The sequence below is a fragment of the Sphingorhabdus sp. M41 genome (assembly GCF_001586275.1).
Classification (GTDB): Bacteria; Pseudomonadota; Alphaproteobacteria; order Sphingomonadales; family Sphingomonadaceae; genus Parasphingorhabdus.
The window spans coordinates 554,751-581,242 of the sequence record NZ_CP014545.1; the positions used below are offsets into that span (position 1 = coordinate 554,751).

The following is a 26,492-nucleotide window of genomic DNA, read 5'->3' on the forward strand; positions in this document are numbered from 1 at the left end:
ATCATGCGTGAAACCGGACCATTGCCAAACGACCATCCGCTGGTCGCAGCTAAGAAAATCGGCCTTTTACTGGTCAATCTCGGTACGCCCGATGCGCCGGAGAAAAAGGCCGTCAAACGCTATCTCAAACAGTTTCTGTCGGACAAAAGGGTGGTCGAGATACCATCAATCATATGGCAGCCGATTTTGCGCGGGATCATTCTCAACACCCGACCGGCTAAATCTGCTGAAGCTTATGGTTTGGTGTGGACCGAAGACGGCTCGCCGCTGGCTTCCTACACCCGAAAGCAGTCAGACAAGCTCGATGGCAGAATGGACGGCGTGATGGTCCACTGGGCGATGCGCTACGGCAATCCGAGCATCGCTTCCCGGCTGGATGCAATGAAAGCCGAGGGCTGCGATCGCATTTTGATCGCGCCGCTCTACCCGCAATATAGTGGTGCCACCACGGCGAGCGTGCATGATGCGGTGTTCGACGCGGTTGCTGCCATGCGCTGGCAACCGGCGATCCGGCTGCTCCCCGCCTATCATGATGACCCGGCCTATATCGATGCGCTGGCGACCAGTCTGGAGCGCGATATCGCAACGCTGGATTTTGTGCCCGACGCAATTGTCGCCAGCTTCCACGGCATGCCGCAGCGCACGCTGGAACTCGGCGACCCCTATCATTGCCACTGCCAGAAGACCGCGCGTCTACTGTCCGAGAAAATGGGCCGGGAACTGGTTGTGGCTTTCCAGTCGCGCTTTGGCCGGGCGAAATGGCTCGAGCCCGCAACCGACACGACGCTGGAAGCCCTGCCGGGCCAGGGAAAGAAAAATATCGCGATATTCGCGCCCGGCTTCTCCAGCGATTGTCTGGAAACCTGCGAGGAACTGGCGATACGGGGCAAGGAGCAGTTTCAAGCCGCCGGCGGCGAGAAATTCGCCTATCTGCCGTGCCTCAACGATAGCGAGACGGGCATAGATATGCTGGAGACCCTGGTACGACGGGAATTGTCCGGGTGGATCTAGAAAAGCCCGAACTGTTCCATCCTCCGGTCAAGCGCAGCATCACCATTGCCGGGCATCAAACCTCCATTTCGCTGGAGCCGTTGTTCTGGGATATGCTGAAAGCGGCGTCGGATAGTCGCGGCCTGCCGGTCAATGCATTGGTGGCGCGAATCGACGTCGAACGCATTGCAGCGGCACAGCCGCCGGGCCTTGCGACAGCCATCCGCTTGTGGCTGACCAATGATATGCTTGGAAAAACGACTCAAGCCGACTAAGGGACGCCCATGAACGCTACCCTTCTTGTCATGGCAGGCGGTGCAATGGGTGCGGCGGGACGTTATCATCTCGGCCGACTTGTCTTTCACCTGGCTCCCGTTGGTTACCCCATTGGAACCCTGGTGGCCAATGTGACCGGCGGTCTTTTGATGGGTGTGCTGGCTGGTGTGCTGGCCCGCAGCAATTTTGTCGATGAGCCGTGGCGGCTATTGCTTGGCGTTGGCCTGCTTGGCGGTTTTACAACTTTTTCGGCCTTTAGTTTGGAAGTTCTCAATATGATCGAACGCAGTGAATGGGGCATCGCAATGATATATGCCTTGGTCTCCGTCGTCGGTTCCGTGCTGGCCCTGTTTGCTGGCCTGATGGCAGTGAGGGCACTGGCATGAGCGGATTTGATCCCACCGCCGAAAGCGGCTCCGAGGAAGAATCGCCCCAAGGTTCGCCCAAGGAGCAGATGCAGGCGCTGAAGACACTTGATGTCCGGCAATTCACGGTTTCTCCCGATGATGACGATATCCGCGTGGACCGCTGGTTCAAGCGGCATATGGAAGATGTGCCGTTCAACATCGTTTCGCGCTGGGCGCGGACCGGGCAGTTGCGGCTGGATGGCAAACGCGTATCGCCGGGCGATCGCGTGCAGGCCGGGCAGGTTTTGCGCGTGCCGCCGCAGGAAATCGAACGGCCGGGCCGCGTTGCCAAGGCCAAGACCGATTTGTCGCAGGACCAGATCGATTTTGCCAGGGAACTGGTGATCCACAAGGACAAGGCCGCGATCGTGGTCAACAAGCCTCCCGGTCTGGCGACGCAGGGTGGCAGCAAAACGACCACCCATCTCGACGGCCTGCTCGATGCGCTGACCTTTGATGCGAAATCGCGACCCAAGCTGGTCCACCGGCTCGACAAGGATACCAGCGGCGTGATTCTGCTGGCCCGTTCGGCGGGGGCGGCAGCCTTTTTCTCCAAACGCTTTTCCGGTCGCGACGTGCGCAAGGTCTATTGGGCGATTGTCATGGGCGTGCCCGAGATTGCTGATGGCGTGATCGATCTGCCGCTTTCCAAGCAGCCGGGTTCCGGCGGCGAGAAAATGCATGTCGACGAAGAAAATGGCCAGTCGGCCAAATCTCGCTACCGGATCATCGAACGCGCCGGCAACCGCGCTTGCTGGGTCGAGTTGCAGCCTTATACTGGCCGCACCCATCAGTTGCGCGTGCATATGGCAGCTATTGGTCATCCGATAGTCGGCGACGGCAAATATGGCGGCAAGGATGCCTTTCTGACCGGTACGATCAGCCGCAAGATGCATCTGCACGCGCGGCGCCTGCGGATCGAGCATCCCGACGGCCACAATCTCGACGTGACAGCGGAGTTGCCAACCCATTTCGCCGAAACGATTGATAATCTGGGTCTCGATCTGGAACTCGGCGATCTTCCGCTCGACGAGAAGAAACCGGGCGGAAAATTGGTGCGCAAGCAGCAGGCCAAGGCCCACGCCAAGATGATCCGCAAGGACAAGCGCGGCGAGCGTCGCGGTCGCGGGGAGACCACGGGCAAGCCGACAAAGGCGGGCAAACCGACCAAGCGCGAACGTCCCAATGCCGGCAAGGCGACGCACAAGAAAAACATGCCGCACAAGGCCAAGGTCAAGCAGGCGCTCCACAAGAAACCCAAATAATGCATCCCGACCCCGCCTTCCGATGGCCCAAATCTGCCAATGATCATCAGGATGCCGACGAACGGGCTGCGCTTGAGGCAATGATAGCCGATATCGGTTTCGGGATGGTCTTCGCCGAGACACCGGACGGACCGCGCGTCGCCCATGTGCCGGTTTTTTCAACCGGCGATGGCGCGCTGCAATTTCATCTGTCGCGGGGCAATGCGCTGACCAAATATATTGCGAAGAAAAAGGCCCTGTGCGTGATCAACGGTCTCGATGCCTATATCAGTCCCGACTGGTATCAGATGGACGATCAGGTCCCGACATGGAATTATCTGGCGCTGGAACTGGAAGGCAAGGTTCGCCAGATGGAACGCGAAGGTCTGATCAGTCTGCTTGACGATCTGGCCGCCGGGAATGAAGCGAAACTGGCTCCGAAAACGCCCTGGCATCGTAACAAGATGGATGCGGAAAAATTCGACAAGATGGTCGACGCGATTGTCGGCTTTGAAATGGAAATACTGGCCTGGCGCCCGACCGCCAAGCTGGGTCAGAACAAACCGGCTGCGGCTCGGAAAAATGCGGCTGCGGCGCTTGATGCGACCGGACGCCGCGCGATGGCACATTTGATGCAGGAATTTGGAGAGACATGACCAACAAGCTAGCCCTGTTCGATTGCGATGGCACCATGGTCGATAGCCAGGCCAATATCTGCGCCTCGATGGATCAGGCTTTTCAAAAGCACGGTCTGGTCCCGCCTGATCATCATCTGGTGCGGCGGATCGTGGGTCTCAGCCTGATGGAAGCAGTCGCGCAACTCTTTCCCGAAGGCGACAAAAAGATTGTTGCTGCGGTGACCCAATCCTACAAGGACGGCTTCTCCGAACTGCGCCGGGCAGGCGGTTTGCATGAACCACTCTATGACGGATTGATCCAGACATTGGAAGAATTGGACGCATCTGGCTGGGTATTGGGTGTGGCTACCGGCAAGTCGGACCGGGGTCTATCGCATGTGCTGGAAACCCACGGACTCTCCAATCGATTTGTGACTCTGCAGACGGCAGACCGGCATCCATCAAAGCCCCATCCGGCGATGGTCGAACTGGCAATGGCCGAAGCCGGCGCAGCGCCGGAAACCACGGCGATGATCGGCGATACCAGCTTTGACATGGCGATGGCGGTCAATGCCAGGGTGCGCGCAGTCGGGGTAGACTGGGGCTATCATGACGAGAATGAACTGATCGAGGCTGGCGCAGAAATAGTGGCGGCGAATATGGCTGACCTGAACGGAATATTGAACCAATGAGCGATCCGATTGAAGACCAGCCGATTGACGATGAACCCGAATATGTGCCCGACCCGGTAAAGGAAAAACAGGCCAAGGCAGTGCATTTCATGGTCAGCATGATGCGTTTGCTGGGCGTGATTCTGGTGATGCTGGGATTGGCGATCGCACTGGATCGGCTGCCGCCGATGCCGGTACCTGTCGGCTATATTCTGATCCTCCTTGGGCTGACGCAAATGTGGGTAGTGCCGGTCTTGATCATCCGCCAATATATACGCGCGCGGGTTGCCGAAGAAGAAATGGCGAAAGCGGCGGACGGCGCAGACTCTCTATGAAACGCTTCTACAAGGAGGTGTCGGTTTCACCGGTCGGGGAGGCATATGCTATCACGCTCGACGGGCGTCCGATGAAGACACCGCAGCGCAATCCGCTTGCCGTTCCGGCATCCGGTCTCGCCGATGCGATTTCCGCAGAATGGGCAGGGCAAGGCGAGGATATCATCCCCGCATCAATGCCCCTGACCGCACTGGCGCAAGGGGCGCTGGATCAGGTCGAGAGCGAGCGGGAGCGGATTGTCTCCCGCATCGCTGCTTTTGCCGACAGCGACATGCTCTATTATCGTGCCGATCAGGGGCAGCAGGCGCTGATCGCTCATCAGGCAGAACATTGGGATCCGCTGCTCGATTGGGCGCGGCAACGCTATGATGTCGGCTTCAATCTGATTCACGGCATCCGCTATGAAGCGCAGCCGGAAGCAACAATCGCGCGTCTGACCAATGTGGTTGAGGCGCAGGATGGCTTTACCATCGCGGCGATGCTGTCGCTTGTCGGACTGTCGGGTTCCTTGATCGCCACGCTGGGTCTGGTGGAACAGACGCACGATACCAAGACGCTCTGGCCGTTGGTCAATCTGGAAGAGCTTTGGCAGGAGCAGCAATGGGGCCGCGACGATGTTGCCGTTGCCATGCGCGATCTCAAACGGGCCGAATTCGAGGCGGCGGCGCGCTTCCTCGACCTGTCCCGTAGTTAGTTTTTCCCTTTGCCGGTTTTTTCCGTTAAAGGACTGAAACTGTAACGGAGACTACATGACAACCGATTCCACTTTATGCGCCACGCCCGCCGAAGCCGTGGCCCTGCTTGAAAAACTCTACAGCGAACAAATTGAAATCACGGCAGCCCGCTTTCGCCGCTATGCGACATCGAAATTGTCCAAGGATGACCGGCAACAGGGTCTCTACCCGCAGATCAGCGTCGAGATTCCCGCCGATCAGGCCACCGAGACCAGCCATCTGGCGTCCGGCCATCTCGCCGATATCAACACCTATCGGACAACGATTACCGAACCGAAGCTGTACCGCGAATATCTGCTCGATCAGCTGAAGCGAATCGCCGGGACCTTCACCGCAAAAATCTGGGTCGGGCTATCAGACACGCCGATTCCGCTGGCCTTTGCCCTGGAAGATGCCGGCGCCGGCCTCGACCGGGCGAAGAAGGAAAAGCTGCCCAATTATTTTCACACGCCCAACCTGGTCAAAACCAATGACGAGATTGTCGACGGTGGCCAGATTTTTCAGGGCGAGGAAGCCTCCGCTCTGGCCCTGTTCACCGCCGAACGGGTCGATTATTCGCTGCACCGCATCCGCCATTATTGCGCGACCGATCCCGAGCATTTCCAGCCGTTCATCCTGTTCACCAACTATCAGCGCTATGTCGACGAATTTGTCGAACATGGCCTCGAGGAAGTGAAATCCGGCACGGCGAAAATGCTGGTCGAGCCGGGCAACCGGACCACCGGCAAGGATGGCAAGCCGTCCGCCCCGCCAATCGCGAAGCCACCGCAGATGCCGGCCTATCATCTGGTCCGCAGCGACGGCCGGCCCGGTGTGACCCTGGTCAATATCGGCGTCGGCCCGAGCAATGCCAAGACGATCACCGACCATCTCGCGGTGCTGCGCCCGCATGTCTGGCTGATGATCGGCCATTGCGGCGCGCTCCGCCGGACCCAGCGGCTCGGCGACTATGTCCTCGCCCATGCCTATCTGCGCGATGACAATGTTCTCGACGATGTGCTGCCGCCCAGCATCCCGCTGCCGACGATTGCCGAAGTCCAGCTGGCGCTGACCCAGGCGGTGCAGGAAGAAACCGGCATCGACAAGTCCAAGCTCAAGCAGCAATTGCGCACCGGCACCGTGGTCACCACCGGTGATCGCAACTGGGAACTGCGCTTCGAGCAGATCGCCAAGCGCCTCAACCAGTCCCGCGCCATCGCGATCGATATGGAATCGGCGACGGTTGCGGCCAATGGCTATCGCTACCGCGTGCCCTACGGGACGCTGCTTTGCGCCTCCGACAAGCCGTTGCATGGCGAGATCAAGCTGCCGGGCATGGCCGATGCCTTTTATCAGGAGCGGGTCGGCCAGCATCTGGCGATCGGGTTGCGCGCCATCGATCTGCTGGCAAAAGAGGCGGATGAGGGGACGTTGCACAGCCGGAAGCTGCGGAGTTTCGGCGAGCCGCTGTTCAGGTGAAGGCGACGGGGACAAACTTTTCACCGCTGCAGTTTTGAACGCTTCAAGGCCGATGCAAAATCATGCCTCCTGATTGCCCTGCCATCTCCACCATGAAATCAATGAAGACCCGGATACGGGATGCCAGCTCGGTTTGTCGATAAAAGACCGCACTAACCTCTTGCCAATCCGGGATGGTCTGTTCGCCCAGAACCTGGACCAGTCGCCCCCGCCGCTGGTCCTCGTGCGTCATGAAGTCGGCCAGGCAGGCAATGCCTTGTCCCTGCAACGCCAGTTGCCTGATGGTTTCACCGCTCGACGCCCTTATCCGCGGACGAGCCTTCCATCGACTGCCGGTTGTCGACTTGAGCGGCCAGCCGTTCAGGCTCTCGGGCTGGGTGAAGCCGAGCAGATCATGCTGATCTAGGTCCTCCACCTTTTGCGGCATATTCTTGCGCGCCAGATATTCCGGGCTAGCCAGCAAGCGGAGTTGCGACACACCCAGTAATCTGGCGTGAAGCGCCGAATCTTCCAGGGTGCCGATGCGCAAGGCAACATCGGTGCGTTGCTCAATCAGATCGATATTGCCCTCGCTGTTGGTCAGCTCAAGCTCGATCTGTGGATAGCGTCCGCAAAAAACGGCCATATGGGGGACAATGCAATGCAACATGAATGGCGAGGCGGCATCCACGCGCAAACGCCCCGAGGGTGCACGGTCACGATCCGTCAGATGGTCTTCCGCCGCCTGCATCTCGGTGAGCACAGACCGCGCCTTGGCAAGAAAAAATACGCCCTCTTCGGTCAACTCCTGCCTTCTGGTTGTGCGAGCCAGCAGGGTTACGCCGAGTTTGTGCTCGAGCCGTGTCAGTATCCGGCTCACGCTTGATGGATTCTGACCAAGAACCTGAGCAGCAAGGCTGACCTGACCGCAATCGACAACCGTGACGAAGGTCAGAAATTCAATGGAGTTGGTTTTCATATTTGCGTTATACGCAAATATATATTGTTGATAAGCCTCTTTATGTGCAGCAATATAAATTCGATACCGGACGCATCACCAGCAGGAACCCGTTCCGCCAATCCAAAGAAGAGATGCAAAATGAATCTGGACCTTACTGAAAAAACTGCCCTGGTAACCGCCTCAACCGGAGGAATTGGGTTGGAGATCGCCCGCTCGCTGGCCGCTGAGGGGGCGACTGTCATTGTCAACGGTCGAACCGCTGCAAGCGTGGCAGCGGCGATCCAGTCAATCAGAAGCGATGTTCCCCAAGCCAGGCTGAAAGAACTCGTTGCCGACAACGGAACGAGTGAAGGATGTCAGTCGACAGTCGAGATGTTCCCCCACGTCGATATACTGATCAATAATCTTGGCATTTATGAAGCCGTGGGCTTCTTTGACGAGACTGACGAGGCATGGCAGCGACTGTTCGAGGTCAACATAATGAGCGGCGTGAGACTGGCTCGGCACTACCTGCGCGAGATGCTCGCCAGAAACGCGGGCAAGATGCTGTTTATGTCTAGTGAATCTGCCCTGAACCCGGCTCCGGAAATGGCCCATTACAGCGCGACCAAAACCATGCAAATTTCGCTCTCGAGAAGCTTGGCAGAGCTTACCAAGGGCACCGATGTAACGGTCAATTCAGTACTCCCGGGGTCGACCCGAACCGACGGGGTCATGAAGTTTGTCCAGGACGTTTTCCGGGACTTGCCATATGATCAGGCAGAGAAAAAATTCATGGCAGAAAATCGAGCAACATCTCTGATCCAGCGGTTGATTAATCCTCAGGAAATTGCGTCTTTTGTAGCCTTTCTTTGTAGCCCGAAGTCGTCGGCCATCAACGGCGCGGCCTTGCGCATCGACGGAGGGATTGTTCGCACCGTTTCATAGCCGGTCCGATTTAGCCATGTGCCAGTGGCGCTCCGACAGAAAGACGAAGGCGCTCGCCGGCGTTGGCCGTTCCATGACGGACGGTGGTGTGCCCGCTAAATGAGGGCGTCTCCGCGCTAGACCCCTAACGCCGCCGCAGCCTCCCTGATCCGCTTCGCTTCCGCCCCATCATTCTTGAACGCCTGCAGCCCGCGATCCAGCGCCTGCTTCGCCTGCACCGTCTGGCCCAGTTGCATGCGGCTGCGGATCAGCATGATCCAGCCGTTGGCGTCCTTGGGATTGGCCTGCAGGCGCTTGTCGAGGCCATCGACCATATTGGCGATCATCGCTTCCTGCTGGCCGGGGGGCAGGGCGGCGGCCTCTTTCATTTGCTCGCGGCTGGGGCCGGGGATCGCGGCGGTGGCGACCGTCGGGCCGTCAGTGGAGATGCCGCCGGTCGGTGCTGCGGGCGCCGCTTTCGCGAGCCGGGCGGCGACATCAATGCCTTCATTTTCCGCCACCTGACCGATCACCCGGCGGATATCGGCTGCATAAGGCGCGTCGGCGGGCGTGTCCTTGAGCAGGGCGAACCAGTCATCGATCGCGCCCTTGTGATCGCCGGCTATGTCTTTCTGAACCGCCAGAAAATAGCGCGCCCGGGCATCCTTTGCGTCATGTTTCAGGGCATTGCGGAACGCAGCGGCGGCGTCTGGCGGTACTTGCTTGCCATCGCTCGCCATCACCAGGGCCTCACCCAGCATCGACCAATATTCCGGATTGTCCGGGTCAAGCGTGGTGGCGCGTTTCATCGCGGTCGCCGATTCGGCAAATTTGCCGGTTTCGAAATAGCTCCACCCGAGCATTCGCCAGCTTTCCGCATCGTCCGAATTTTCCTGCAGCTTTTTTTCCAGGCCAGCGATCACTTCGTCGACGCTGGGTGCCGTTTCGCTTTCGGTCCCGGCAACAGGCGTGTTCGAACCTGTCTCGTCATTCATGCTGCGGTAGACCTGCACCGCTATTGCTCCGAGCGCCAGCAAGGCTGCCAAAATCAATGCAATGCGGTTGATATTCATCGATGATCCTGATTTCGCCATGATCTACCCTCAAGCTGTTTTATACGGAGATATTCCCGCGCAGAGATACGGAGACCATCGCTAGCTGACAAGCGCCGAGATGACTGTGATATTTTGCACTGGCAATGGAGGGGCTTTTTGGTAAGATACTGCCAAAGTTCAATCTTTTGGGTCGCGCTACAGCCGGACAGATAGCAGAACTGGATCGCTTTGACGTATGAGGGTGCGTTGGTCCGGGTAAGCGATAGGGGGAAGCAAGCGCGTGTCGGACAAGTTTCGAGTAGTCATAATCGGGTCCGGACCGGCGGGCATGAGCGCCGCTGGGCGCGCTGCACAGCTGAAATTGAAGCATGTGCTGCTGGAAAAAACCGATCATCTTTCCGATACGATCTTCAAATATCAGAAGGGCAAGCATGTCATGGCGACGCCGAGCCAGCTGGTGCTGCGCTCGGACATGGATTTTGACGCCGGCAAGCGCGAGGCCATTCTCGGCACCTGGGACGAGCAGACCGCCGCTCATGGCGTCAATGTCATGTACAAGGCCGAGCCGGTGAAAATCGAGGGTGAGGAAGGCAATTTTACCATCACCCTGAAAAACGGCGACACCGTGCAGGCCGAAACAATCGTTATGGCCATCGGGACGCAGGGCAATCCCAATCTGATGCGCTGCCCCGGCGGCGACAATCCGCTGGTCCAATATCAGCTCGACGATCCCGGTGAATATTATGACGAGCATATCACGGTGATCGGTTCGGGCGACGCGGGGATCGAAAATGCACTGGGTCTCGCGGCCGATGCGGCGCAGAATAATGTCGTTACCATTCTCAACCGGTCGACCGAATTTGCCCGGGCGAAGAAAGCCAATGTGAAGCTGCTTATGGAAGCGGGCGAGCAGGGCAAGGTGATGATCCGCAACGAGACCACGCCGGCCGAGGTCAAGGACGGCGAACTGGTGCTGGAAACCCGCGATGGTCAGGAAACGATCAAATGCGACCGGATCATCGCGCGCATGGGCAGCGCGCCACCGCGCAAATTTGTCGAGGAATGCGGGATCGAATTTACCAGCGAGGATCGCGAGGCCTATCCCAAGCTGTCCCCCGCGTTCGAAAGCACCAAGAAGGGCATTTATGTCATCGGTGCGCTGGCCGGCTATCCGCTGATCAAACACTGTATGAACCAGGGCTATGATGTTATCGAGTTCATCAACGGCAACAGCGATCTGAAACCCGCCGACGAGCCGATACTCGAAGCAAAATTCAGCAATCTGCCCAGAGGCCGGTCGGTTGATGAATGGCTGGAATTCTTCCGTTCCAATATAACGATCCTCAACGAGCTTTCGCCCTTGCAGATGCGTGAATTCATGCTCGACAGCGAGCCGCAAAGCTACAGCCGGGGCGAGACGATTTTCGAGAGGAATGACCCGGGAAGTTCTCTTTTTGCCATTGCCCAGGGATCGGTCGTGGTCGAAATCAATCCCGCAGATCCCTCGATCACCGTGCCGATCGAGCAGGGATCGATCTTTGGCGAGGTCGGCCTGATTTCAGGACGGAGGCGGGGCGCGACGATCAAGGCGGCGGATGATGTTATCGTAGTCGAAATTTCGCGCACGGCGGCGTTGAAATTGCAGGCATCGGTCCCTGCCGCGAAACGCGCCATCACCCGGATTTCGACCGAGCGGCAGTTGCTGCAAATGTTCGGTTCGGGCCTGACCAAGGAAGATATTGCCGAGGTCGTCGAGACCAGCGAGATCATCAATGTCCGGGCCGGTGAAGCGATTATCGAGGAAGGTGCCGAGGGCAACGATATTTACGTCATTCGCGTCGGGTCGATGGTTGTCGAGAAAGAGATTGGCGGAAAACCGGTGTTCCTTTCTTATTTGCCGGCCGGGTCCTATGTCGGCGAAATGACGCTGATCGCCGGTGGCTATCGCACCGCGACGGTCAAGGCTGCAATCAAGTCCGAAGTGATCAAGATCAGCGGCGATGCGTTCAAGAAAGTGCTCGACGCCCATCCGGACCTGATGCGCAAGGCGAAGAAGGACATGGCCGCGCGTCAGGATATCAACGCCTTTGTCGAGGCCAAGAAGGACAGCTTCTCGGGTATTGTCGACTATTATTCCGGGGTTGCCAATTTCCTTGTCGACAATGGCATTGGCGAAGCCACGGACGTGTTGCTGATCGATGAAAATCTCTGCGTCGGTTGCGACAATTGCGAGAAAGCCTGCGCCGACAGTCACGAAGGCCTGTCGCGCCTCGACCGGGAGGCCGGAAAAACCTATGCTCATCTTCATGTGCCGACCAGTTGCCGGCATTGCGAGCATCCGCATTGCATGTCCGACTGTCCGCCCGACGCGATCCACCGGGGTCCCGATGGCGAAGTATTCATCGATGACAGCTGCATCGGCTGCGGCAATTGCCAGCGCTATTGTCCTTATGGCGTGATCCGCATGGACAAGGTGCCGCCGAAAAAGCCGGGGCTTCTGAGCTGGCTGTTCTTCGGCGCCGGTCCTGGACCGGGCGAGCCGGATAAAAAATGGACTGCCGAGCATAGCGACCCGTCCATCGAAAAGCCCAAGAAGGCGATCAAATGTGACATGTGCTCCGGGATTGACGGTGGCCCGGCTTGCGTGCGCGCCTGTCCGACCGGGGCCGCAATCCGCGTGGCACCGGAAGAATTTCTCACCGTATCCAAGCTTGAAGGGGAAGAGGTGTGAAGCCGTCCCGTTCCGTTCGTCCTGAGCCTGTCGAAGGACCTGATTCGATCGCAAACCGTGCTTCGACAAGCTCAGCACGAATGGTAAGAACAGACGCTGAACCCTCTGAGAATGGGGGAATTGTCTAATGGCGAGTCAGGCAATATCCGGCCGCAAGAAAGTCGTGATGCACGACGGGTTTTTGCGGCATGCCGGTTTCCGCTGGCTGAAAATTTCTGCGGTGATCATGCTGGTCTGTATCGTCAGCTATTTGTTCATCGATGTGTCACCGCGCCACAATGGCGGTAGCTGGTATGGCTATACGCTGGGCACGATTGGCGCGTTGCTGATCCTCTGGCTGACCATGCTCGGGGTACGCAAACGGGCGATGACGCCCGGCCAATGGTCGCTCAAGGCGTGGACATCGGCGCATATCTATCTTGGCCTCAGCCTGATCGTGATCGGCACCCTGCATACCGGTTTCCAGCTTGGCTGGAATATCCATACCGCGGCCTATGTGTTCATGATGATAGTGATCATTTCCGGCATTGTCGGGATATATTTCTACGTGACGATTCCCAAGGCGCTGTCCGACAATCGCGACGAGATGACCGAGACAGAGATGCTCGAAAATCTGCGTTCACTCGACCGGCAGCTGCACGAGGCGGCACAGCCTTTGTCAGCAGAACATGCCAGTCTGGTGCTGCAGTCGCTTGAACAGGATCCTTTCGGCGGAGGATTTGTCCGCCGAATTTCCGGAAAATATCCGGATTGTGCGACCCGGCAAGCGCAGGCCGATCTGCGGCGCGAACGCGCCTATCAGCCGAAAATGGGTGGTGACGACCCGCTCGACAAGGTCGACTCGCTGCTCGAGAAAAAGGAATCCACTCTCGGCCGCGTTCGCCGTCATCTCAAGCTCAAGGCGATGTTGCAGGTCTGGTTGTTCGTCCATGTGCCGATGACATTCGCGCTGATCGCATCGCTCACCGCGCATATCATCAGCGTGTTTTTTTACTGGTAGGATGGAGAGCCCAATATGACCTTCATCGTTCGCCAGATTGCGACCACCGCCGATGGCCGGGAAATTATCCGGTCCAATCCGTTTTCCGAGAATGAAATCGGGATCGGCCGCAGCACGACCAATGCAATCCACTTGCCTGATCTTGCGGTCAATCCCGACCATGCCGTCATCCGGAAACGCGACGACGGGCAGATCATCATCGAAAGCATCTCGGGCCAGAATTTCACGCTCGACGGCAAACAGCGGATTTCTGTTACCATCGATCCGGCAGCCGGCGCGGAGCTCGGCTTTGGTGGCCATGTCATTATCGTCAGCGAAGATGGCGAAGATATTGTCCTGACCGTGAAGCGAGTCGAGGCCCTGTCCGATTCCGCCGAAACGCGCAGCGAAACGACGCTCTATACGCTCAAGGGACTGCTTCCTGGCAAACGGGTAAGCGCCTGGGGTTTCATTGCGCTGGTGCTGGCGGCGTTTCTTGTCTGGCCGATCTATACCTGGGCGACCTGGCGCGGGGTCGAGGAACGACCCGACCAGTTCCACGCCGACACCATGTGGTCGGCCGGGGCACTGAGCAGCGCGCATCACGGGCTCGAGAAAGACTGTCAGGCCTGCCATGTCGACGCTTTTGTCACCGTCCAGGACAAGACCTGTCTCACTTGCCACGAAGAGGATGCGCATGACCATGCCGCCAAACCGCGGCTGCTGACCGCGCGCGGTGCACCAGAGGGTTTCGGCAAAATAGGCGCTGCTTTTGCGTCCGCTTTCAACAAACCGCCGGGCAGGTGTGTCGAATGTCACAGCGAGCATGAAGGCGCTGGTGCTATGGAACCCACTGCGCAAAAATTCTGCGCGGATTGCCACGATGGAATGGATGCACGCTTGACCGACACAATATTGGAAAATGCGTCGGACTTCGGCATTGAACATCCGCAGTTCCGGCCTGCCGTGCTGGTGAGCCCGGGCGGCAACAAGCCGCTGCGCAAACGTGTCTCGCTCGATGACAAGCCGACCGACAATAATGGCCTGAAATTTCCGCATGACGTGCATCTGTCGAAGACCGGCGGCGTCGCGCAAATGGGGCGCAGACTGTCAAAGGAATATGGTTTCGGCGCGTCGCTCGCGTGCAAGGATTGCCACACACCGGACCCGAAAGGCGTGCGCTTTGAGCCAGTCGACATGAAGGAGGACTGCAGCATGTGCCACAGTCTTGCCTTTGACGAGATTGGCGGCACGGTGCGAACCCTGCGCCACGGCGAGCCGGCAATGGTCCAGGCCGATCTCAGAGCCTATTATCGCTCGACCGGGCCGACCCGACCGATCAATCTTGGCGGGATGGCGCGCCGCCGTCCGGGCAGCGGTAACGAGGCTCGCGTTGCCAGCGATTACGCCCGCGCCGTCCAGTTCCGCCCAAGCCGTGCCAATCTGGCGATCAGCCAGGTTTTCTCGCGCGGCGGTGCCTGTTTCGACTGTCACGGGATCACTCCGCCCACTGCGCGCGGACGGGTGGATTACGGCATCAAGCCGGTTACCCAGACCGATCGCTATATGCACAATGGCTGGTTCAGCCATGACGCCCATGTCGAAGAAACATGTGAGTCCTGCCACGATGCACCGACGTCCAAGGATGCCAGTGATCTGCTGCTACCGGGGATCAAGACCTGCCGCGAATGCCACGGCGGGGAATTTCAGAAAGCGTCTGACGTGCCTTCAACCTGCGCCATGTGCCATGATTATCACGCCGATGACGGCGCACCATGGCTGATCAAGGAACAGCAGAAAGACAAGCAGATCAAGCCGGAGAAACAGATTGCCCGGCAATAGGGCGAGCGGAAAAAGGGGAGGGCGTCCATGTTAATGGCGCAGATCACGGATATTCACCTGGGCTTTGACCCTGATAATCCGGCAGAATTCAACCGCAAGCGGCTCGATCAGGCGATCAAGATGATTTGCGCGATGAGCCCGCAGCCCGATATCTTGCTCGCCACCGGCGATCTTGTCGATCGCGGCGATCAGGAAAGCTATCGCCGGCTGGAAAATGCTTTGTCGGTTGTGCCTTTCCCGGTCCACATGTGTCTCGGCAACCACGATCTGCGGACGCCGTTCAACAAGCAATTCCCCGATGTCCCGACAGCGGATGGCTTTGTCCAATATGAGGTCGATACGCCGGAACTCCGGCTGCTGTTTCTCGATACGCTGGAAGAGGGCCGGCATGGCGGCGCCTTTTGCAAGGTCCGCGCTGCATGGCTGTCGGACCGCCTCGCTGAAAAGCAGGACAAGCCGACAATCCTGATCCTGCACCATCCGCCGGTGGAAAGTGGCATCGAGTGGATGACCACCCATCCGGACGAGCCCTGGGTGACGCGGCTGGCTGGCACGGTCGCTGGCCATGATCAGGTCAAGGGCATGATTACCGGTCATTTGCACCGCAATATCTCGACCTGGTGGGGAGACATCAGTCTGGCGATCTGCGCCTCGACCGCGCCGCAAGTGGCGCTCGATCTCAACCCGATCGATCCCGAGCATCCCGATGGCCGCAACATGATCGTCGCCGACCCACCGGCTATTGCCCTGCATTACTGGAACGGTCGTCAGCTGATCAGCCATTTCGAAAATGCCGAGGAGCATGTCATGCTGGCTCGTTACGACGAGAATCTGCAGCCGCTGGTCCGCGCTCTGCTGGCCGAGCGACCGGAATAGCCCTTTTCTCGAAGTCGTTCATCGCTGCTAAATAGTCGTTCGTCTAAAAAGTGATTTCCAACGCAACCTTTTTTGCGTTTCCGCTTCGCATTGGCTAGACCGTCCCCAAATACACATCAGGTGCTTTGGCGAGATCCGCGATAGCGGTCCCATATTTGGAGAAACATACATGCGATTCACGATATCCACCCGCAAATTCTTTCTGGGCGTGTCCAGCGCCGCGCTGATCGGCGCGACTGCGACACCCGCTCTGGCCGACCATCATGGAAAAAAAATGACAACAGCAGAATTGAACAAAATGTCTGCGATGCAGACAGCTCAAGCCGCAACCAGCGACAATGCCGCGAGCGACAATAGCGTTCTCCAGCCATGGACCGGACCCTATGATGGCGTGCCACCATGGGATGAAGTCAAGGTTTCCGATTTTCCTGCCGCTTTCCAGGCGACAATGGACAAGATCCAGGCCGACGTGAACGCGATCCGCGACAACCCGGCGCCCGCGACCTTCGAAAATTTCACCGTACCGATGGAACTGGTCGGCAATGAAGCCAATAATCTGTTCGCCATCTGGGGCGTGCACAGCAGCAATCTTTCCAATGACGAGGTCCGCGAAATCCAGGGCGAATGGATGCCCAAGGTCTCGGCTTTCTTCGACCAGCTGACTCTCGACCCGAAATTGCTGGCCAAGACCAAAGCGGTTTATGACAATCGTGAATCCGCTGGCCTCGATGCTATGCAGACCCGGTTGGTCGAGCGCAATTACGAGCAACTGGTCCGTGACGGCGCGCTGCTGGACGGCGCGAAAAAAGAAACGCTGATCGCTTACAATACCGAATTGTCGAAGGCGTTTAACGATTTCTCCAACAAGGTATTGGCCGATGAAGAAACCTTCATCTTCCTGACCGACGAAGCGGATCTGGCTGGTCTGCCGGACAGTTTTGTTGCCTCGCTCAAGGCAGCAGCCGAAGAGCAGGGCAAGACCGGCTGGGCGCTGAAAAACACCCGCTCGGTGATGCAGCCTTTCCTGCAGAATTCGACCCGTCGCGATCTGCGCGAAAAAGTCTACAATGCCTATATCAACCGCGGCGACAATGGCGATGCCAATGACACCAACGCGACCATCGCCAAGATCCTGAAGCTGCGCGCCGACCGCGCCAAGCTCCTGGGCTTCAAGACCCACGCCCATTACCGCATGGCCGACACGATGGCGAAAGAGCCGGAAGCGGCGATGGACCTGATGATGAAAGTCTGGCCAGCGGCGGTTGCCCGCGTCGGTGAAGAAGTCGCCGACATGCAGGCTGTTGCCGATGCCGAAGGCGCTGGTATCACGATCGCGCCCTGGGATTATCGCTATTATGCGGAGAAGGTCCGCAAGGCAAAATATGATCTCGATGCTGCGGAGATCAAACCCTATTTCCAGCTCGACAAGATGATGGACGCCCTGTTCGATGCAGCGGGCAAGCTCTATGGCATGACCTTCACCGAAACCACCGGCACCATTCCGGTTTTCGACCCCGAGGTGCGCACCTTTGAAGTCAAGCGCGATGGCAAGCTGATCGGTGTGCAATTTTTCGACAATTATGCGCGCAAGGGCAAAAGGTCCGGCGCGTGGATGACCACCTACAAGGACAAATACAAGCTGGGCGGCAATAACAAATATACGATTTCGTCGAACAATAATAATTTCGTCAAGGGCGGCGACGGCGAGCCGACTTTGATCAGCCTCGACGATGCCACGACCCTGTTCCACGAATTCGGTCACGCGCTGCACTATCTCAACTATGACATCACCTATCCCGGTCTCGCCAATACGCCGCGCGACTTTGTCGAATATCCGAGCCAGGTGAACGAGAATTGGCTGATGACGCCCTATATCCTGTCGACTTATGCCACCCACTACAAGACCGGCGAGCCGATCCCGAAGGAACTGGTCGAAAAGATCCAGGCGTCCAAGACCTTCAACGAGGGCTTTTCGACGGTGGAATATCTGTCCTCGGCGATCGTCGACATGAAGCTGCACAACCGCGAGACCCCGGTCACCGATCCGGACAAGTTCGAGCGCGAGACGCTGACCGAAATCGGCATGCCGAAAGAGATCGTGATGCGGCACCGCCTGCCGCAGTTCAACCATCTCTTCTCGTCCGACGCCTATTCGGCCGGCTATTACAGCTATCTCTGGTCGGAAACGATGGACGCCGACAGCTGGGCCGCGTTCGAGGAAGCCGGCAGCCCGTGGGACAAGACCACGGCCGAGCGTTTCCGTACGATCCTGCTGTCGACCGGCAACGAAACCGACCGCAAGGAAGCCTATCGCGAATTCCGCGGCCGCGATCCGGAGGTAAAATATATCCTCAAGAAGCGTGGTTTTCCTGTACCGGGTGAATGAGGCTGACGGCGACGCGGCGAAATAGGCCGCTGTTGTCAGGATGAAGTTTGAAAAGGGGAGTGCGATTGCGCTCCCCTTTTTCATTCGTTCCGTCGCCGCCGCGCGATCAGTTCCTGGATTTGCAGCAACCGTTCCTCGGTCATCGAGAAGCGGAAGGTGAAGACAAACGCCACCAGCATCAACGGCACGATGGCGGCGGCGCCGATCAAGACCAGCGCGTCGAGTGTTGACTGCTCGACCGATCCCGGCCGCATGCCTTCCTCCAGCCCGACCATGTCGAGCGCAAAGCCGCCGTAAAGTGGCCCGACCGCGCCACCAAGTTTGGTCGTGAACTGCAGCACGGCATAGAAACCGCCCTCTTGCCGCAGCCCGGTTTCGGCTTCGTGCTCGTCGGTCAGGTCGGCGGTCAACGACGCGATGGCCACGATCCGCAATATGAAGAAGCTCATGAAGACCGCATTCTGGACGACTAGGATCCCGAAGATCACCGGATCACCATTGTCCGGGATCAGGTCGAACCAACGCAGAAAATAGGGCCAGGACAGGTCGAGCAGCATCACCACGACCGCCCATTTGACAATGTCATGCTTCGGCATCCGTCGGCCGGCCGTCTTCAGAAAGACCATCGCAATTGGCACTGCGATCACTACGGACAGGCCGAGCAGCACTCCCATCTCGGTTGCCCCCAGTTCCCAGAAATAGGTCCAGAAAATGACGTTGAGCGCGATGGTGATGCCATAAGACGCGGTCGCGCCCAGATCATAGCCGAGCACATTGCGGAAATTGCGGTTCTGGAATGTGGAGAGAAAATCGCGCCACAGTCCGGCAAAACCGGGTGTCGACGGCGCGCGGGCGGGATCGACCCTGGTATGGCCGATAAATTTCCAGGTGCCGGCGATGCACGCCGTCGCGGTGATCCAGACGAACAGCGCTGACAGCCATCCATAGGTCACATAATTGCTGGCAATAAACCGGCCATCGCCGCCCGCACCCTCGTCGAACAGAAAATAGAGACAGGCCGACGGCAGCAGCAGCGTGGTGAGAAACAGGAACGCCGTACGCTGTCCCATCAGCGCGCTGCGGTCGTGATAATCCTGGGTGATTTCGGCGACCAGCGTATAATGCGGGATCGAGAAAAAGGTCAGCGCGGTGCGGATCCATAGCGAACAGCCCAGAAGCCACCCCGCCAGCGATAGCTCGCTGTCCAGAACGAAATCGGGCGGCGCAAACAGCGCGATAAAGCCGAGCCCCATTGGCACGGTGCTGAAAATCATAAACGGATGCCGCCTTCCCCAGCGGCTTTTAAACCGGTCGGACCAGCTGCCGACCATCGGATCGGACACCGCGTCCCAGACTAGGCTGAGCGCCAGAACAATCCCCGTCGCCGTCCCGCTCAGCCCGAGCACCTGCGTGTAGAACAGCAGCACGAACATGACATAGGCCGCTTCCTTCACCGCATAAACCGCCCCGCCAAGGCCATAGGACAGCCGGTTGGGAAGGGTCAGGTGCAGGGAGGTGGGTTCTTGCTTATTCACACTGATGTCAGCGTCGCACAACAGGGCGTCTGAAGCTATCGAAATTATGATATTATATGCGCGGCATTCAGGGTGCCGGTCGCAACCACCTTCTGCGGCGCGTTTGACCGCGCGACCGGTCATGAACCCTTTGATCTCGGGCCGAATTTGGTCAGGGACCGGGCGGGGAAATAGTTGCGGGCACCTGGGCGGCTTTCGAGGAAGCAGACAACCCGCGGGATGCGAAAACCGCAGAGCGCTTCCGCTCGATCTTGCTGGCAACCGGCAATGAAACCGACCGCAAATTCCGCGGTCGCGATCCGGAGGTTAAATATATCCTCGAGAAGGGTGGCTTCCCGGTACCGGGTGAATGAGGCGATAAGCATAGTGAGGATAGTGCGGCAAAATAGGCCGCCCTTGCCTGAATGAACTAAGAAAGGGGAGTGCGATCGCGCTCCCCTTTTTTGTTGGAGATTGTCGCAATTGATATGGTAATTCCGTTGTAGACTCGCCGCGTCATGCTAAACTCATCCTACCTTTTGGAATGAATTTCGAAGCGACGAAGGAATGCATATTGGCAGTTCGGACAGTTGGTCAAAGCCCCCGGTTCTGAACATAAAAAGGAGACAAGTCCTCATGACCCAACGTTCGGTTTATCTCGCTACCGGCATGATTTGCCTTTTCGGCGCCGCGGCATCGCCCGCTTATGCTGAAGAGGGCATGTGGACCTTCGGCGCCTTTCCGACGGAGCAAATGCGTGAGGCCTATGGCTGGGCACCTGACAAGGCCTGGCTGGACCGCGTGCAGGCCGCGTCGGTTCGCCTCACTGGAGGATGTTCCGCCAGCTTCGTGTCTAGCCAGGGCCTTATTCTGACCAATCATCATTGCGTCGCAAGCTGTCTCTATCAAAATTCAGACGATGATAACGACTTCCTGAAAAACGGCTTTACCGCCGGAAACCGGGCTGAAGAAAAGAAATGCGCCGGGCAGCAAGCCGAGGTGGTGACCATGATCTCCGATGTAACCGCCGATATCACAGCCGCCATTGGCAATCTTAGCGGCGAGGCGCTGACCAAGGCGCGGGACGCAAAGATCGCGGCTATCGAGAGCGCCGGTTGCCCCGATACGGATACTACAAGATGCCAGGTCGTAACCCTGTTCGGCGGCGGCCAGTATAAACTCTATAGCTACCGGAAATATTCCGATGTGCGGCTGGCCTGGTCGCCAGAGGACCGCGCGGCAACATTCGGCGGCGACCCGGACAATTTCAATTTTCCCCGCTATTCGCTCGATGCGTCATTTTTGCGGGCCTATGAAAATGGCAAGCCGGTCGCCACTCCTGCCCATCTGAAGTGGAATCCGCGAGCGCCGAAGGAAGGCGAACTGACCTTCGTGGTCGGCAATCCCGGTTCAACGTCGCGGCTCTACACGCAAAGCCAGCTCGCCTTTGAACGCGAAGTGCGTCTGCCGGTGACCGTGGCTACGATGTCGGAACTGCGCGGGCGACTGATCCGAGCGATGGAGGAAAGCCCGGAGAAAAACCGCGAGGGTCTCGACTTGCTGGGCGGAATCGAAAATTCGCTCAAAGTCTATATTGGTCGGACCAAGGCGCTGAACGATCCCGCCTTTACGGCAAAGCTTGCCAAGGCCGAAGCCGACCTGAAAGCGAAGAGCGCGGGTAATGACGCCATCGGCGATCCGTGGGCGGATGTGGACGCGGCGATGCAGGCTTATCGCTCTTATTATCTGCCTGCACGTTTCACCGATCCAACTGGCGATCTTTACAATTATGCACAAGTTCTGGTGCTGGCGGCGATAGAAAGCGCAAAACCCAACGCCGAGCGGCTGCCGGGTTTTACTGACAGTGCGCTTCCGCTGACCAAGAAACGCCTGCTCGATGAGCGGCCGATCTACCCATGGCTCGACGAACTGAAGTTCGGCTGGAGCCTGTCGAAAGCGCGGGAATATCTGGGGCCAGACGATTCTGATACCAAGCTGCTGCTCGGCAAGGAAAGTCCTGAACAGCTGGCCGAGCGACTGGTTGCCGGCACCGGACTGGCGGATCCCAAGATGCGTCAGAAATTGTGGGACGGAGGCCTCGCCGCGATCGAGGCGTCGGACGATCCGATGATCCTCTACGCGCGCAAGCTGGAAGCGCGCCAGCGCGAGCTCAAGCAGCAGATTGATGAAAATTATGCCGGTCCATTGACCAACGCCGGTGCGAAGCTCGCCGACGCGCGTTTCGCGGCCTATGGGGACAAGCTATACCCCGACGCGACATTCACGCTGCGGATCAGCTATGGTCAGGTCAAAGGCTGGATGGAGCGAGGCAACCAGGTGCCGATAGCGACGACCCTCGGCGGCACGTTCGACCGTGCCACCGGCAACGAACCTTTCGATCTCGCGCCCGCTTTCGTCGCCAACAAGGACAAGATCGATCCCTCGATCACCTATGACTTCGTCTCGACCAACGATATTATCGGCGGCAATTCCGGTTCGCCAGTGATCGACAAGGCTGGCACGGTGATCGGCGCGGCGTTTGACGGAAATATCCATTCGCTGGGCGGAAATTATGGATATGATCCTGCGCTCAATCGGACCGTCTCGGTATCCGTGGCGGCGGTGCAGGAGGCGCTGGAGACGATCTATCCGGCTCCGAATCTGGTGAAGGAACTGGCGGGGAAATAGGCGCCGGTATGGATGGTGGACAATCCCCGGCACGTCTATCCTATTGAAACTCAAAAAAGGCGCGCCGTTCATCGAACGGCGCGCCCCTCTGGTACTAGGCTGGCTCCGGCTTAAAAGCGGAAACCGACGCCCGCGACGACCTGGTGGCGGTCGAGGTCGACGCCGATTTCATTGTTATCGTTGAACAATGTGTCGTTATATTTGAGCGAGCTATAGTTCGAATAGCGGTACTCGAGTTTGACGAACGCGCCGGAACCGTTGCCGGATCCGCCGGTTCCGATCAGCTGCTCGACACCGGCACCGAGGCGATAGCCGTCGACCGACTGATCGAGCGTGTTATTTTCGAAAATGCCGTCCGGAGGTTAAATATATCCTCAAGAATCGCGGGTTTCCGGTACCCGGGGAATGAGGTGATACGTTTCGCGAGGATGACGCGGTGAATTGAGCCGCTACTATCTGGCTGAATTTAGGAGAGGGGAGTGCGATTGCGCTCCCCTTTTTTTACCCTCTCCCTTAGGGGTGAGGGGGGCGGAGGGCGATGACACAGCGGGAAACGCTCCGATTTCGCTGTTGCTGGGAGAAACTAGTAAATTGCCTCCGTAATTCCAGATTGGGAATTGTTGCAACTGTCACGGTAATTTCGATAAGTAATTTAATGCTTCCACGGTATCGAGCGAGTTAAAGTTCAGCATATATCGCACCGTCTCATCACCCCAAACGCAACGCGTTCTGCCGGGATTATAGGAACGGCAGTAAATGCCATGCTTATGATTTACATAGGATAATAATCGTCGATCTATGCCGGTTTTGATATTGTACCCTATTGGTTCTGAAACAACTGCCTTGTCGAATCCGTCTACATCCGGATATCTTTGCGCGACATCAGCATATTTCTTCTGCCCGTTCGCCATCACTTCAGGACTAAAACCCCAATGACTCGCTATACTTTCATAGGACCCATTAAGCGTTATGCCTCCGCTGATGACTCGCCCGCTCCGCTCAGACCCCATTCCGGTATCAACGATGAAACCCATTAAGCCTCTTGCCGCATTTTGTTCGGAAGATTCGGGATTTCGTGGGCTCCAGCTTGGTGGAGCTAGTCTCCGATAAAGCGCTGCGTCATATCGATCCCAGTCAACCGATGAGCTATTGTTTTTCTTGCCAATAACCTTGTTGGAAATTGTATCGTTTTGATCTTCTTTCAGTTCAGCACAAGACGAACATCCACCCAACGGCAATCCTATGACAAATATGGAGAAACTAGAACGACAATTAGCTATATACATGCTGCCCTCCTCTCAGGCTTTGGCTCACTCTTCCTCTTCGTAGCCTGCCTTCTAACCTTCATTTTACAATTCTTCGCCCCAATCAACCCAACCGGCCCCGGCCCTGAATTCACCGGAATAGTCCGCCCTTCCGTGCCATGCTAAATCGCGATCCACGCCTTTGCCATCTTCAAACTGTATCCCGAGTTCTGGCTGCGCCTGCTTGCTGCCCCGCTGTGTTTCACTCAAATTACGGTGCCAGCATACTAAATGCACTAATTTCCTGAAAAAAACTGTCATGTGTGCCCGACCCCAAACCAACAAAAAGGGAGCGCCGTTCATCGAACGGCGCGCCCTTCTGTTGCTAGACTAGCTCCGGCTTAAAAGCGGAAACCGACGCCCGCGACGACCTGGTGGCGGTCGAGGTCGACGCCGATTTCATTGTTATCGTTGAACAATGTGTCGTTATATTTGAGCGAGCTATAGTTCGAATAGCGGTACTCGAGTTTGACGAACGCGCCGGAACCGTTGCCGGATCCGCCGGTTCCGATCAGCTGTTCGACACCGGCACCGAGGCGATAGCCGTCAACCTGCTGGCTGTCGTCGAAGTTGAGATCGACGCCATCGGCTTCAGCACGGTCCTGGAAGCGGGATTCGACTGCGGTGTTGGTGTAGCCGCCCTTGGCATAAAGCAGGGTGGTCGGGGTGACCTTGGCACCGATACGCGCGCCGATATAGAGGTCGCGCTTCAGGTTGATGCGATAGCCAAACGGTGCGTTGACGCTTTCATCGCCTTCCTGACGGCCGGTCGAATCCATATATTCGCCTTCGATACCGAAGACCACTGGACCCGCATCGATGTCATAGCCGAGCGCGACGCCATAAGCGAAGCCGTCGACCGACTGGTCGAGCGTGTTATTTTCGAAAATGCCGTCATTGTCGGTGTCGACATCGACATCGCTGCCGGAACGGAGCGTGTCATAGCCGCCGATGATTTCAGCGCGCGGGCCGGTGAACGCCGAGTTTGACTGTGCGGCTGCCGGTGCGGCGAAAGCGCCAGCGATAGAACATAGGATGAGGGGGGTGATTACACGGGACTTCATTATTTTACTCCAACTAACAAAACAGGGAACATGATTGTTCCGGACTATGCCCGCTATCCTTGCGGGCTTCTCTTCGATCAGCCGCTAAATTGGGGGTGCGATTGATCGATGAACCAAGGGAACGGCCAGAGAGGCAGAGCGTTCCATCGGAAATCGAATTAGCGCTACTAATATTGCGCCCGATGCAAAAATATCACAGTTCGATCTGTGCCATTGATCGATAGCTGCTGTCCTACAGAGGCGCTTCGGGCATATGCTTCGCGTCGCTATGAGTCTTTCGTCTTTCTCTCCTTCTTGTTACCGGCGCTTTTCTGCCAGCGGCTTTAAAGGTTACACTCGGGACGATCCTGATACTGAAAATTTCTCTGTTTTCCGTGGGTTTGGGGCAAAAGTCGCAGAAAATAAAAGGTCCGGACACTGTAAAGTTTGCTGTGATATTTCATCATGTTCGTGGCGCGGCGCAGATCATTCAATGGAGCGCTGTTGGTCCTTGACCGGTTCGCTGCACCCTGCCAGCTTTGCCATCAAAAGCTGAGAGGAACCCGATCATGACTATCGCCGCCGTCCGCACGCCCGATGAACGTTTCGCCGACATCCCGGACTTTGATTTTCCGGTGCATTATGTCGATAACCTGCCCGGCTGTGAAGGCTTGCGCGCCGCTTATGTCGATACCGGGCCTGCGGACGCGGATCGCACGTTCCTGTGCCTTCATGGAGAGCCGAGCTGGTCGTTCCTCTATCGCAAGATGATCCCGCATTTCACAGCCACCGGTGCGCGGGTCGTCTGCCCGGATTTCTTCGGCTTTGGCCGGTCCGACAAACCGACAGAACTCGCAACCTATACGTTCGATTTTCACCGCAATCACATATTGGCTCTGGTCGAGCGACTGGATCTGACCAATATCACATTGGTGGTGCAGGACTGGGGCGGACTGATCGGGCTGACTCTGCCGGTGGACGGCGATTTCAAGGCGCGACTGTCACGGCTGATCATCATGAATACCGCCTTGGGGCTGGGCACCGGGGCGGGCGATGGTTTCAATTCATGGAAAGAATATGCGCTGACCGTTCCGGTGTTTGACGCCGGCCAGATTATCGCGCGTGGTACGCCGGAGATGTCCGAGGCGGAAACGGCTGCCTATAATGCACCCTATCCGGATGACAGCTATCAGGCCGGTGCGCGCAAATTTCCGGCTCTGGTGCCGGTCGAACCGGATATGGACGGAGTCGCGGTCAGCAAGCAGGCTGCCGCTTTCTGGAGCACTGAATGGTCCGGGCCCAGCTTCATGGCTATCGGCGGTTCAGATCCCGTGCTCGGTCCGCCGGTGATGAAGATGATGCACGGCCTGATCAAGGGCTGTCCCGAGCCGCTGCTGATCGAGGAAGCGGGGCATTTTGTGCAGGAATGGGGTGATATCGTCGCTCCGGCTGCGCTGCAGTCATTCGGTGATATCTGATGGTGGGTCACCACGGA

The 26,492-nt window shown here is 57.7% G+C and carries 23 protein-coding genes; 17 read left to right on the forward strand and 6 right to left on the reverse strand.

Annotated features, from left to right (window positions below):
* Positions 1-3 precede the first annotated feature (3 nt).
* The 9 genes from hemH to AZE99_RS02780 all read left to right on the forward strand — a co-directional run bounded on the left by hemH (position 4) and on the right by AZE99_RS02780 (position 6,733).
* Positions 4-1,011 carry a ferrochelatase gene (hemH, locus tag AZE99_RS02740; RefSeq protein WP_067197890.1) on the forward strand — a complete coding sequence of 336 codons (1,008 nt, stop codon included), beginning with the start codon at positions 4-6 and terminating at the stop codon, positions 1,009-1,011.
* A complete protein-coding gene (locus AZE99_RS02745) occupies positions 1,002-1,265 on the forward strand; it encodes a ribbon-helix-helix domain-containing protein (protein ID WP_082788208.1) in 264 nt (87 codons plus the stop codon). The genes hemH and AZE99_RS02745 overlap by 10 nt, the downstream gene beginning before the upstream one ends.
* 9 nt (positions 1,266-1,274) lie before the next feature.
* Positions 1,275-1,652 (forward strand): fluoride efflux transporter CrcB, encoded by a 378-nt coding sequence (gene crcB, locus AZE99_RS02750; RefSeq protein WP_067197892.1) that lies wholly within the window; start codon positions 1,275-1,277, stop codon positions 1,650-1,652.
* Positions 1,653-1,720: 68 nt separating this feature from the next.
* Positions 1,721-2,938, forward strand: coding sequence for an RluA family pseudouridine synthase (locus AZE99_RS02755; RefSeq protein ID WP_082788437.1), 1,218 nt, complete (start codon positions 1,721-1,723; stop codon positions 2,936-2,938).
* On the forward strand, positions 2,938-3,573 hold the full coding sequence (locus tag AZE99_RS02760) for an FMN-binding negative transcriptional regulator (RefSeq protein WP_067197893.1): 636 nt from the start codon (positions 2,938-2,940) through the stop codon (positions 3,571-3,573). The genes AZE99_RS02755 and AZE99_RS02760 overlap by 1 nt, the downstream gene beginning before the upstream one ends.
* The gene (locus AZE99_RS02765) at positions 3,570-4,226 is read left to right on the forward strand and encodes an HAD-IA family hydrolase (RefSeq protein WP_067197895.1); all 657 of its coding nucleotides are present in this window, start codon (positions 3,570-3,572) and stop codon (positions 4,224-4,226) included. The genes AZE99_RS02760 and AZE99_RS02765 overlap by 4 nt, the downstream gene beginning before the upstream one ends.
* Complete coding sequence (locus tag AZE99_RS02770) at positions 4,223-4,540, forward strand: hypothetical protein (protein ID WP_067197897.1); 318 nt, start codon at positions 4,223-4,225, stop codon at positions 4,538-4,540. Before AZE99_RS02765 ends, AZE99_RS02770 begins: the two co-directional genes overlap by 4 nt.
* Entirely contained in the window at positions 4,537-5,235 is a 699-nt protein-coding gene (locus AZE99_RS02775) for an ATP12 family chaperone protein (protein WP_067197899.1), read from the forward strand. The genes AZE99_RS02770 and AZE99_RS02775 overlap by 4 nt, the downstream gene beginning before the upstream one ends.
* A 55-nt stretch (positions 5,236-5,290) precedes the next feature.
* Entirely contained in the window at positions 5,291-6,733 is a 1,443-nt protein-coding gene (locus AZE99_RS02780) for an AMP nucleosidase (RefSeq protein ID WP_067197901.1), read from the forward strand.
* 43 nt (positions 6,734-6,776) lie between these two features.
* Here AZE99_RS02780 and AZE99_RS02785 read toward each other — a convergent pair whose 3' ends face one another.
* Positions 6,777-7,691 (reverse strand): LysR family transcriptional regulator, encoded by a 915-nt coding sequence (locus AZE99_RS02785; protein WP_067197903.1) that lies wholly within the window; start codon positions 7,689-7,691, stop codon positions 6,777-6,779.
* A 120-nt stretch (positions 7,692-7,811) separates the two neighbouring features.
* On the opposite strand from AZE99_RS02785, the gene AZE99_RS02790 reads away from it, so the two are divergent.
* Positions 7,812-8,600 (forward strand): SDR family NAD(P)-dependent oxidoreductase, encoded by a 789-nt coding sequence (locus tag AZE99_RS02790; RefSeq protein WP_067197905.1) that lies wholly within the window; start codon positions 7,812-7,814, stop codon positions 8,598-8,600.
* A gap of 116 nt (positions 8,601-8,716) precedes the next feature.
* Here AZE99_RS02790 and AZE99_RS02795 read toward each other — a convergent pair whose 3' ends face one another.
* On the reverse strand, positions 8,717-9,652 hold the full coding sequence (locus tag AZE99_RS02795; protein WP_231862677.1) for a tetratricopeptide repeat protein: 936 nt from the start codon (positions 9,650-9,652) through the stop codon (positions 8,717-8,719).
* Positions 9,653-9,914: 262 nt separating this feature from the next.
* Between AZE99_RS02795 and AZE99_RS02800 the strand changes: the two genes are divergently transcribed.
* The 5 genes from AZE99_RS02800 (at position 9,915) to AZE99_RS02820 (ending at position 18,448) form a co-directional block, all read left to right on the forward strand.
* On the forward strand, positions 9,915-12,365 hold the full coding sequence (locus AZE99_RS02800; RefSeq protein ID WP_082788209.1) for a cyclic nucleotide-binding domain-containing protein: 2,451 nt from the start codon (positions 9,915-9,917) through the stop codon (positions 12,363-12,365).
* Positions 12,366-12,492: 127 nt separating this feature from the next.
* Complete coding sequence (locus AZE99_RS02805) at positions 12,493-13,365, forward strand: hypothetical protein (RefSeq protein ID WP_067197910.1); 873 nt, start codon at positions 12,493-12,495, stop codon at positions 13,363-13,365.
* Between the two features lie 15 nt (positions 13,366-13,380).
* Positions 13,381-15,186, forward strand: coding sequence for a cytochrome c3 family protein (locus AZE99_RS02810; protein WP_067197912.1), 1,806 nt, complete (start codon positions 13,381-13,383; stop codon positions 15,184-15,186).
* Positions 15,187-15,213: 27 nt separating this feature from the next.
* Positions 15,214-16,062, forward strand: a complete 849-nt coding sequence (locus AZE99_RS02815; protein WP_067197914.1) for a phosphodiesterase — start codon at positions 15,214-15,216, stop codon at positions 16,060-16,062.
* Positions 16,063-16,231: 169 nt separating this feature from the next.
* Positions 16,232-18,448, forward strand: coding sequence for a M3 family metallopeptidase (locus AZE99_RS02820; protein ID WP_067197916.1), 2,217 nt, complete (start codon positions 16,232-16,234; stop codon positions 18,446-18,448).
* An 80-nt stretch (positions 18,449-18,528) separates the two neighbouring features.
* Here AZE99_RS02820 and AZE99_RS02825 read toward each other — a convergent pair whose 3' ends face one another.
* A complete protein-coding gene (locus AZE99_RS02825; protein ID WP_197460235.1) occupies positions 18,529-19,983 on the reverse strand; it encodes an MFS transporter in 1,455 nt (484 codons plus the stop codon).
* A gap of 615 nt (positions 19,984-20,598) precedes the next feature.
* Between AZE99_RS02825 and AZE99_RS02835 the strand changes: the two genes are divergently transcribed.
* Positions 20,599-22,650, forward strand: coding sequence for a S46 family peptidase (locus AZE99_RS02835; RefSeq protein WP_067197921.1), 2,052 nt, complete (start codon positions 20,599-20,601; stop codon positions 22,648-22,650).
* A 629-nt stretch (positions 22,651-23,279) separates the two neighbouring features.
* Here the strand turns inward: AZE99_RS02835 and AZE99_RS16055 are convergent.
* The 3 genes from AZE99_RS16055 to AZE99_RS02850 all read right to left on the reverse strand — a co-directional run bounded on the left by AZE99_RS16055 (position 23,280) and on the right by AZE99_RS02850 (position 25,018).
* Positions 23,280-23,936 carry a hypothetical protein gene (locus AZE99_RS16055; protein ID WP_156472072.1) on the reverse strand — a complete coding sequence of 219 codons (657 nt, stop codon included), beginning with the start codon at positions 23,934-23,936 and terminating at the stop codon, positions 23,280-23,282.
* A 63-nt stretch (positions 23,937-23,999) separates the two neighbouring features.
* Positions 24,000-24,257, reverse strand: coding sequence for a hypothetical protein (locus AZE99_RS16225; RefSeq protein ID WP_197460236.1), 258 nt, complete (start codon positions 24,255-24,257; stop codon positions 24,000-24,002).
* A gap of 38 nt (positions 24,258-24,295) precedes the next feature.
* Positions 24,296-25,018, reverse strand: a complete 723-nt coding sequence (locus tag AZE99_RS02850) for an outer membrane protein (protein WP_067197926.1) — start codon at positions 25,016-25,018, stop codon at positions 24,296-24,298.
* 548 nt (positions 25,019-25,566) lie between these two features.
* On the opposite strand from AZE99_RS02850, the gene AZE99_RS02855 reads away from it, so the two are divergent.
* The gene (locus AZE99_RS02855) at positions 25,567-26,475 is read left to right on the forward strand and encodes a haloalkane dehalogenase (RefSeq protein WP_067197927.1); all 909 of its coding nucleotides are present in this window, start codon (positions 25,567-25,569) and stop codon (positions 26,473-26,475) included.
* The last annotated feature ends 17 nt before the right edge of the window (positions 26,476-26,492 follow it).

Bases quoted from the DNA above. Each gene is read 5' to 3' on its own strand.
- AZE99_RS02790 (WP_067197905.1), top strand. From the start codon at position 7,812: ATGAATCTGGACCTTACTGAAAAAACTGCCCTGGTAACCGCCTCAACC.
- crcB (WP_067197892.1), top strand. From the start codon at position 1,275: ATGAACGCTACCCTTCTTGTCATGGCAGGCGGTGCAATGGGTGCGGCG.
- AZE99_RS02755 (WP_082788437.1), top strand. From the start codon at position 1,721: ATGCAGGCGCTGAAGACACTTGATGTCCGGCAATTCACGGTTTCTCCC.
- AZE99_RS02815 (WP_067197914.1), top strand. From the start codon at position 15,214: ATGTTAATGGCGCAGATCACGGATATTCACCTGGGCTTTGACCCTGAT.
- AZE99_RS16225 (WP_197460236.1), bottom strand. From the start codon at position 24,257: ATGAACGGCGCTCCCTTTTTGTTGGTTTGGGGTCGGGCACACATGACA.
- AZE99_RS16055 (WP_156472072.1), bottom strand. From the start codon at position 23,936: ATGTATATAGCTAATTGTCGTTCTAGTTTCTCCATATTTGTCATAGGA.
- AZE99_RS02760 (WP_067197893.1), top strand. From the start codon at position 2,938: ATGCATCCCGACCCCGCCTTCCGATGGCCCAAATCTGCCAATGATCAT.
- AZE99_RS02810 (WP_067197912.1), top strand. From the start codon at position 13,381: ATGACCTTCATCGTTCGCCAGATTGCGACCACCGCCGATGGCCGGGAA.
- AZE99_RS02795 (WP_231862677.1), bottom strand. From the start codon at position 9,652: ATGAATATCAACCGCATTGCATTGATTTTGGCAGCCTTGCTGGCGCTC.
- AZE99_RS02785 (WP_067197903.1), bottom strand. From the start codon at position 7,691: ATGAAAACCAACTCCATTGAATTTCTGACCTTCGTCACGGTTGTCGAT.
- AZE99_RS02805 (WP_067197910.1), top strand. From the start codon at position 12,493: ATGGCGAGTCAGGCAATATCCGGCCGCAAGAAAGTCGTGATGCACGAC.
- AZE99_RS02765 (WP_067197895.1), top strand. From the start codon at position 3,570: ATGACCAACAAGCTAGCCCTGTTCGATTGCGATGGCACCATGGTCGAT.
- AZE99_RS02770 (WP_067197897.1), top strand. From the start codon at position 4,223: ATGAGCGATCCGATTGAAGACCAGCCGATTGACGATGAACCCGAATAT.
- hemH (WP_067197890.1), top strand. From the start codon at position 4: ATGCGTGAAACCGGACCATTGCCAAACGACCATCCGCTGGTCGCAGCT.
- AZE99_RS02855 (WP_067197927.1), top strand. From the start codon at position 25,567: ATGACTATCGCCGCCGTCCGCACGCCCGATGAACGTTTCGCCGACATC.
- AZE99_RS02780 (WP_067197901.1), top strand. From the start codon at position 5,291: ATGACAACCGATTCCACTTTATGCGCCACGCCCGCCGAAGCCGTGGCC.
- AZE99_RS02835 (WP_067197921.1), top strand. From the start codon at position 20,599: ATGACCCAACGTTCGGTTTATCTCGCTACCGGCATGATTTGCCTTTTC.
- AZE99_RS02850 (WP_067197926.1), bottom strand. From the start codon at position 25,018: ATGAAGTCCCGTGTAATCACCCCCCTCATCCTATGTTCTATCGCTGGC.
- AZE99_RS02820 (WP_067197916.1), top strand. From the start codon at position 16,232: ATGCGATTCACGATATCCACCCGCAAATTCTTTCTGGGCGTGTCCAGC.
- AZE99_RS02775 (WP_067197899.1), top strand. From the start codon at position 4,537: ATGAAACGCTTCTACAAGGAGGTGTCGGTTTCACCGGTCGGGGAGGCA.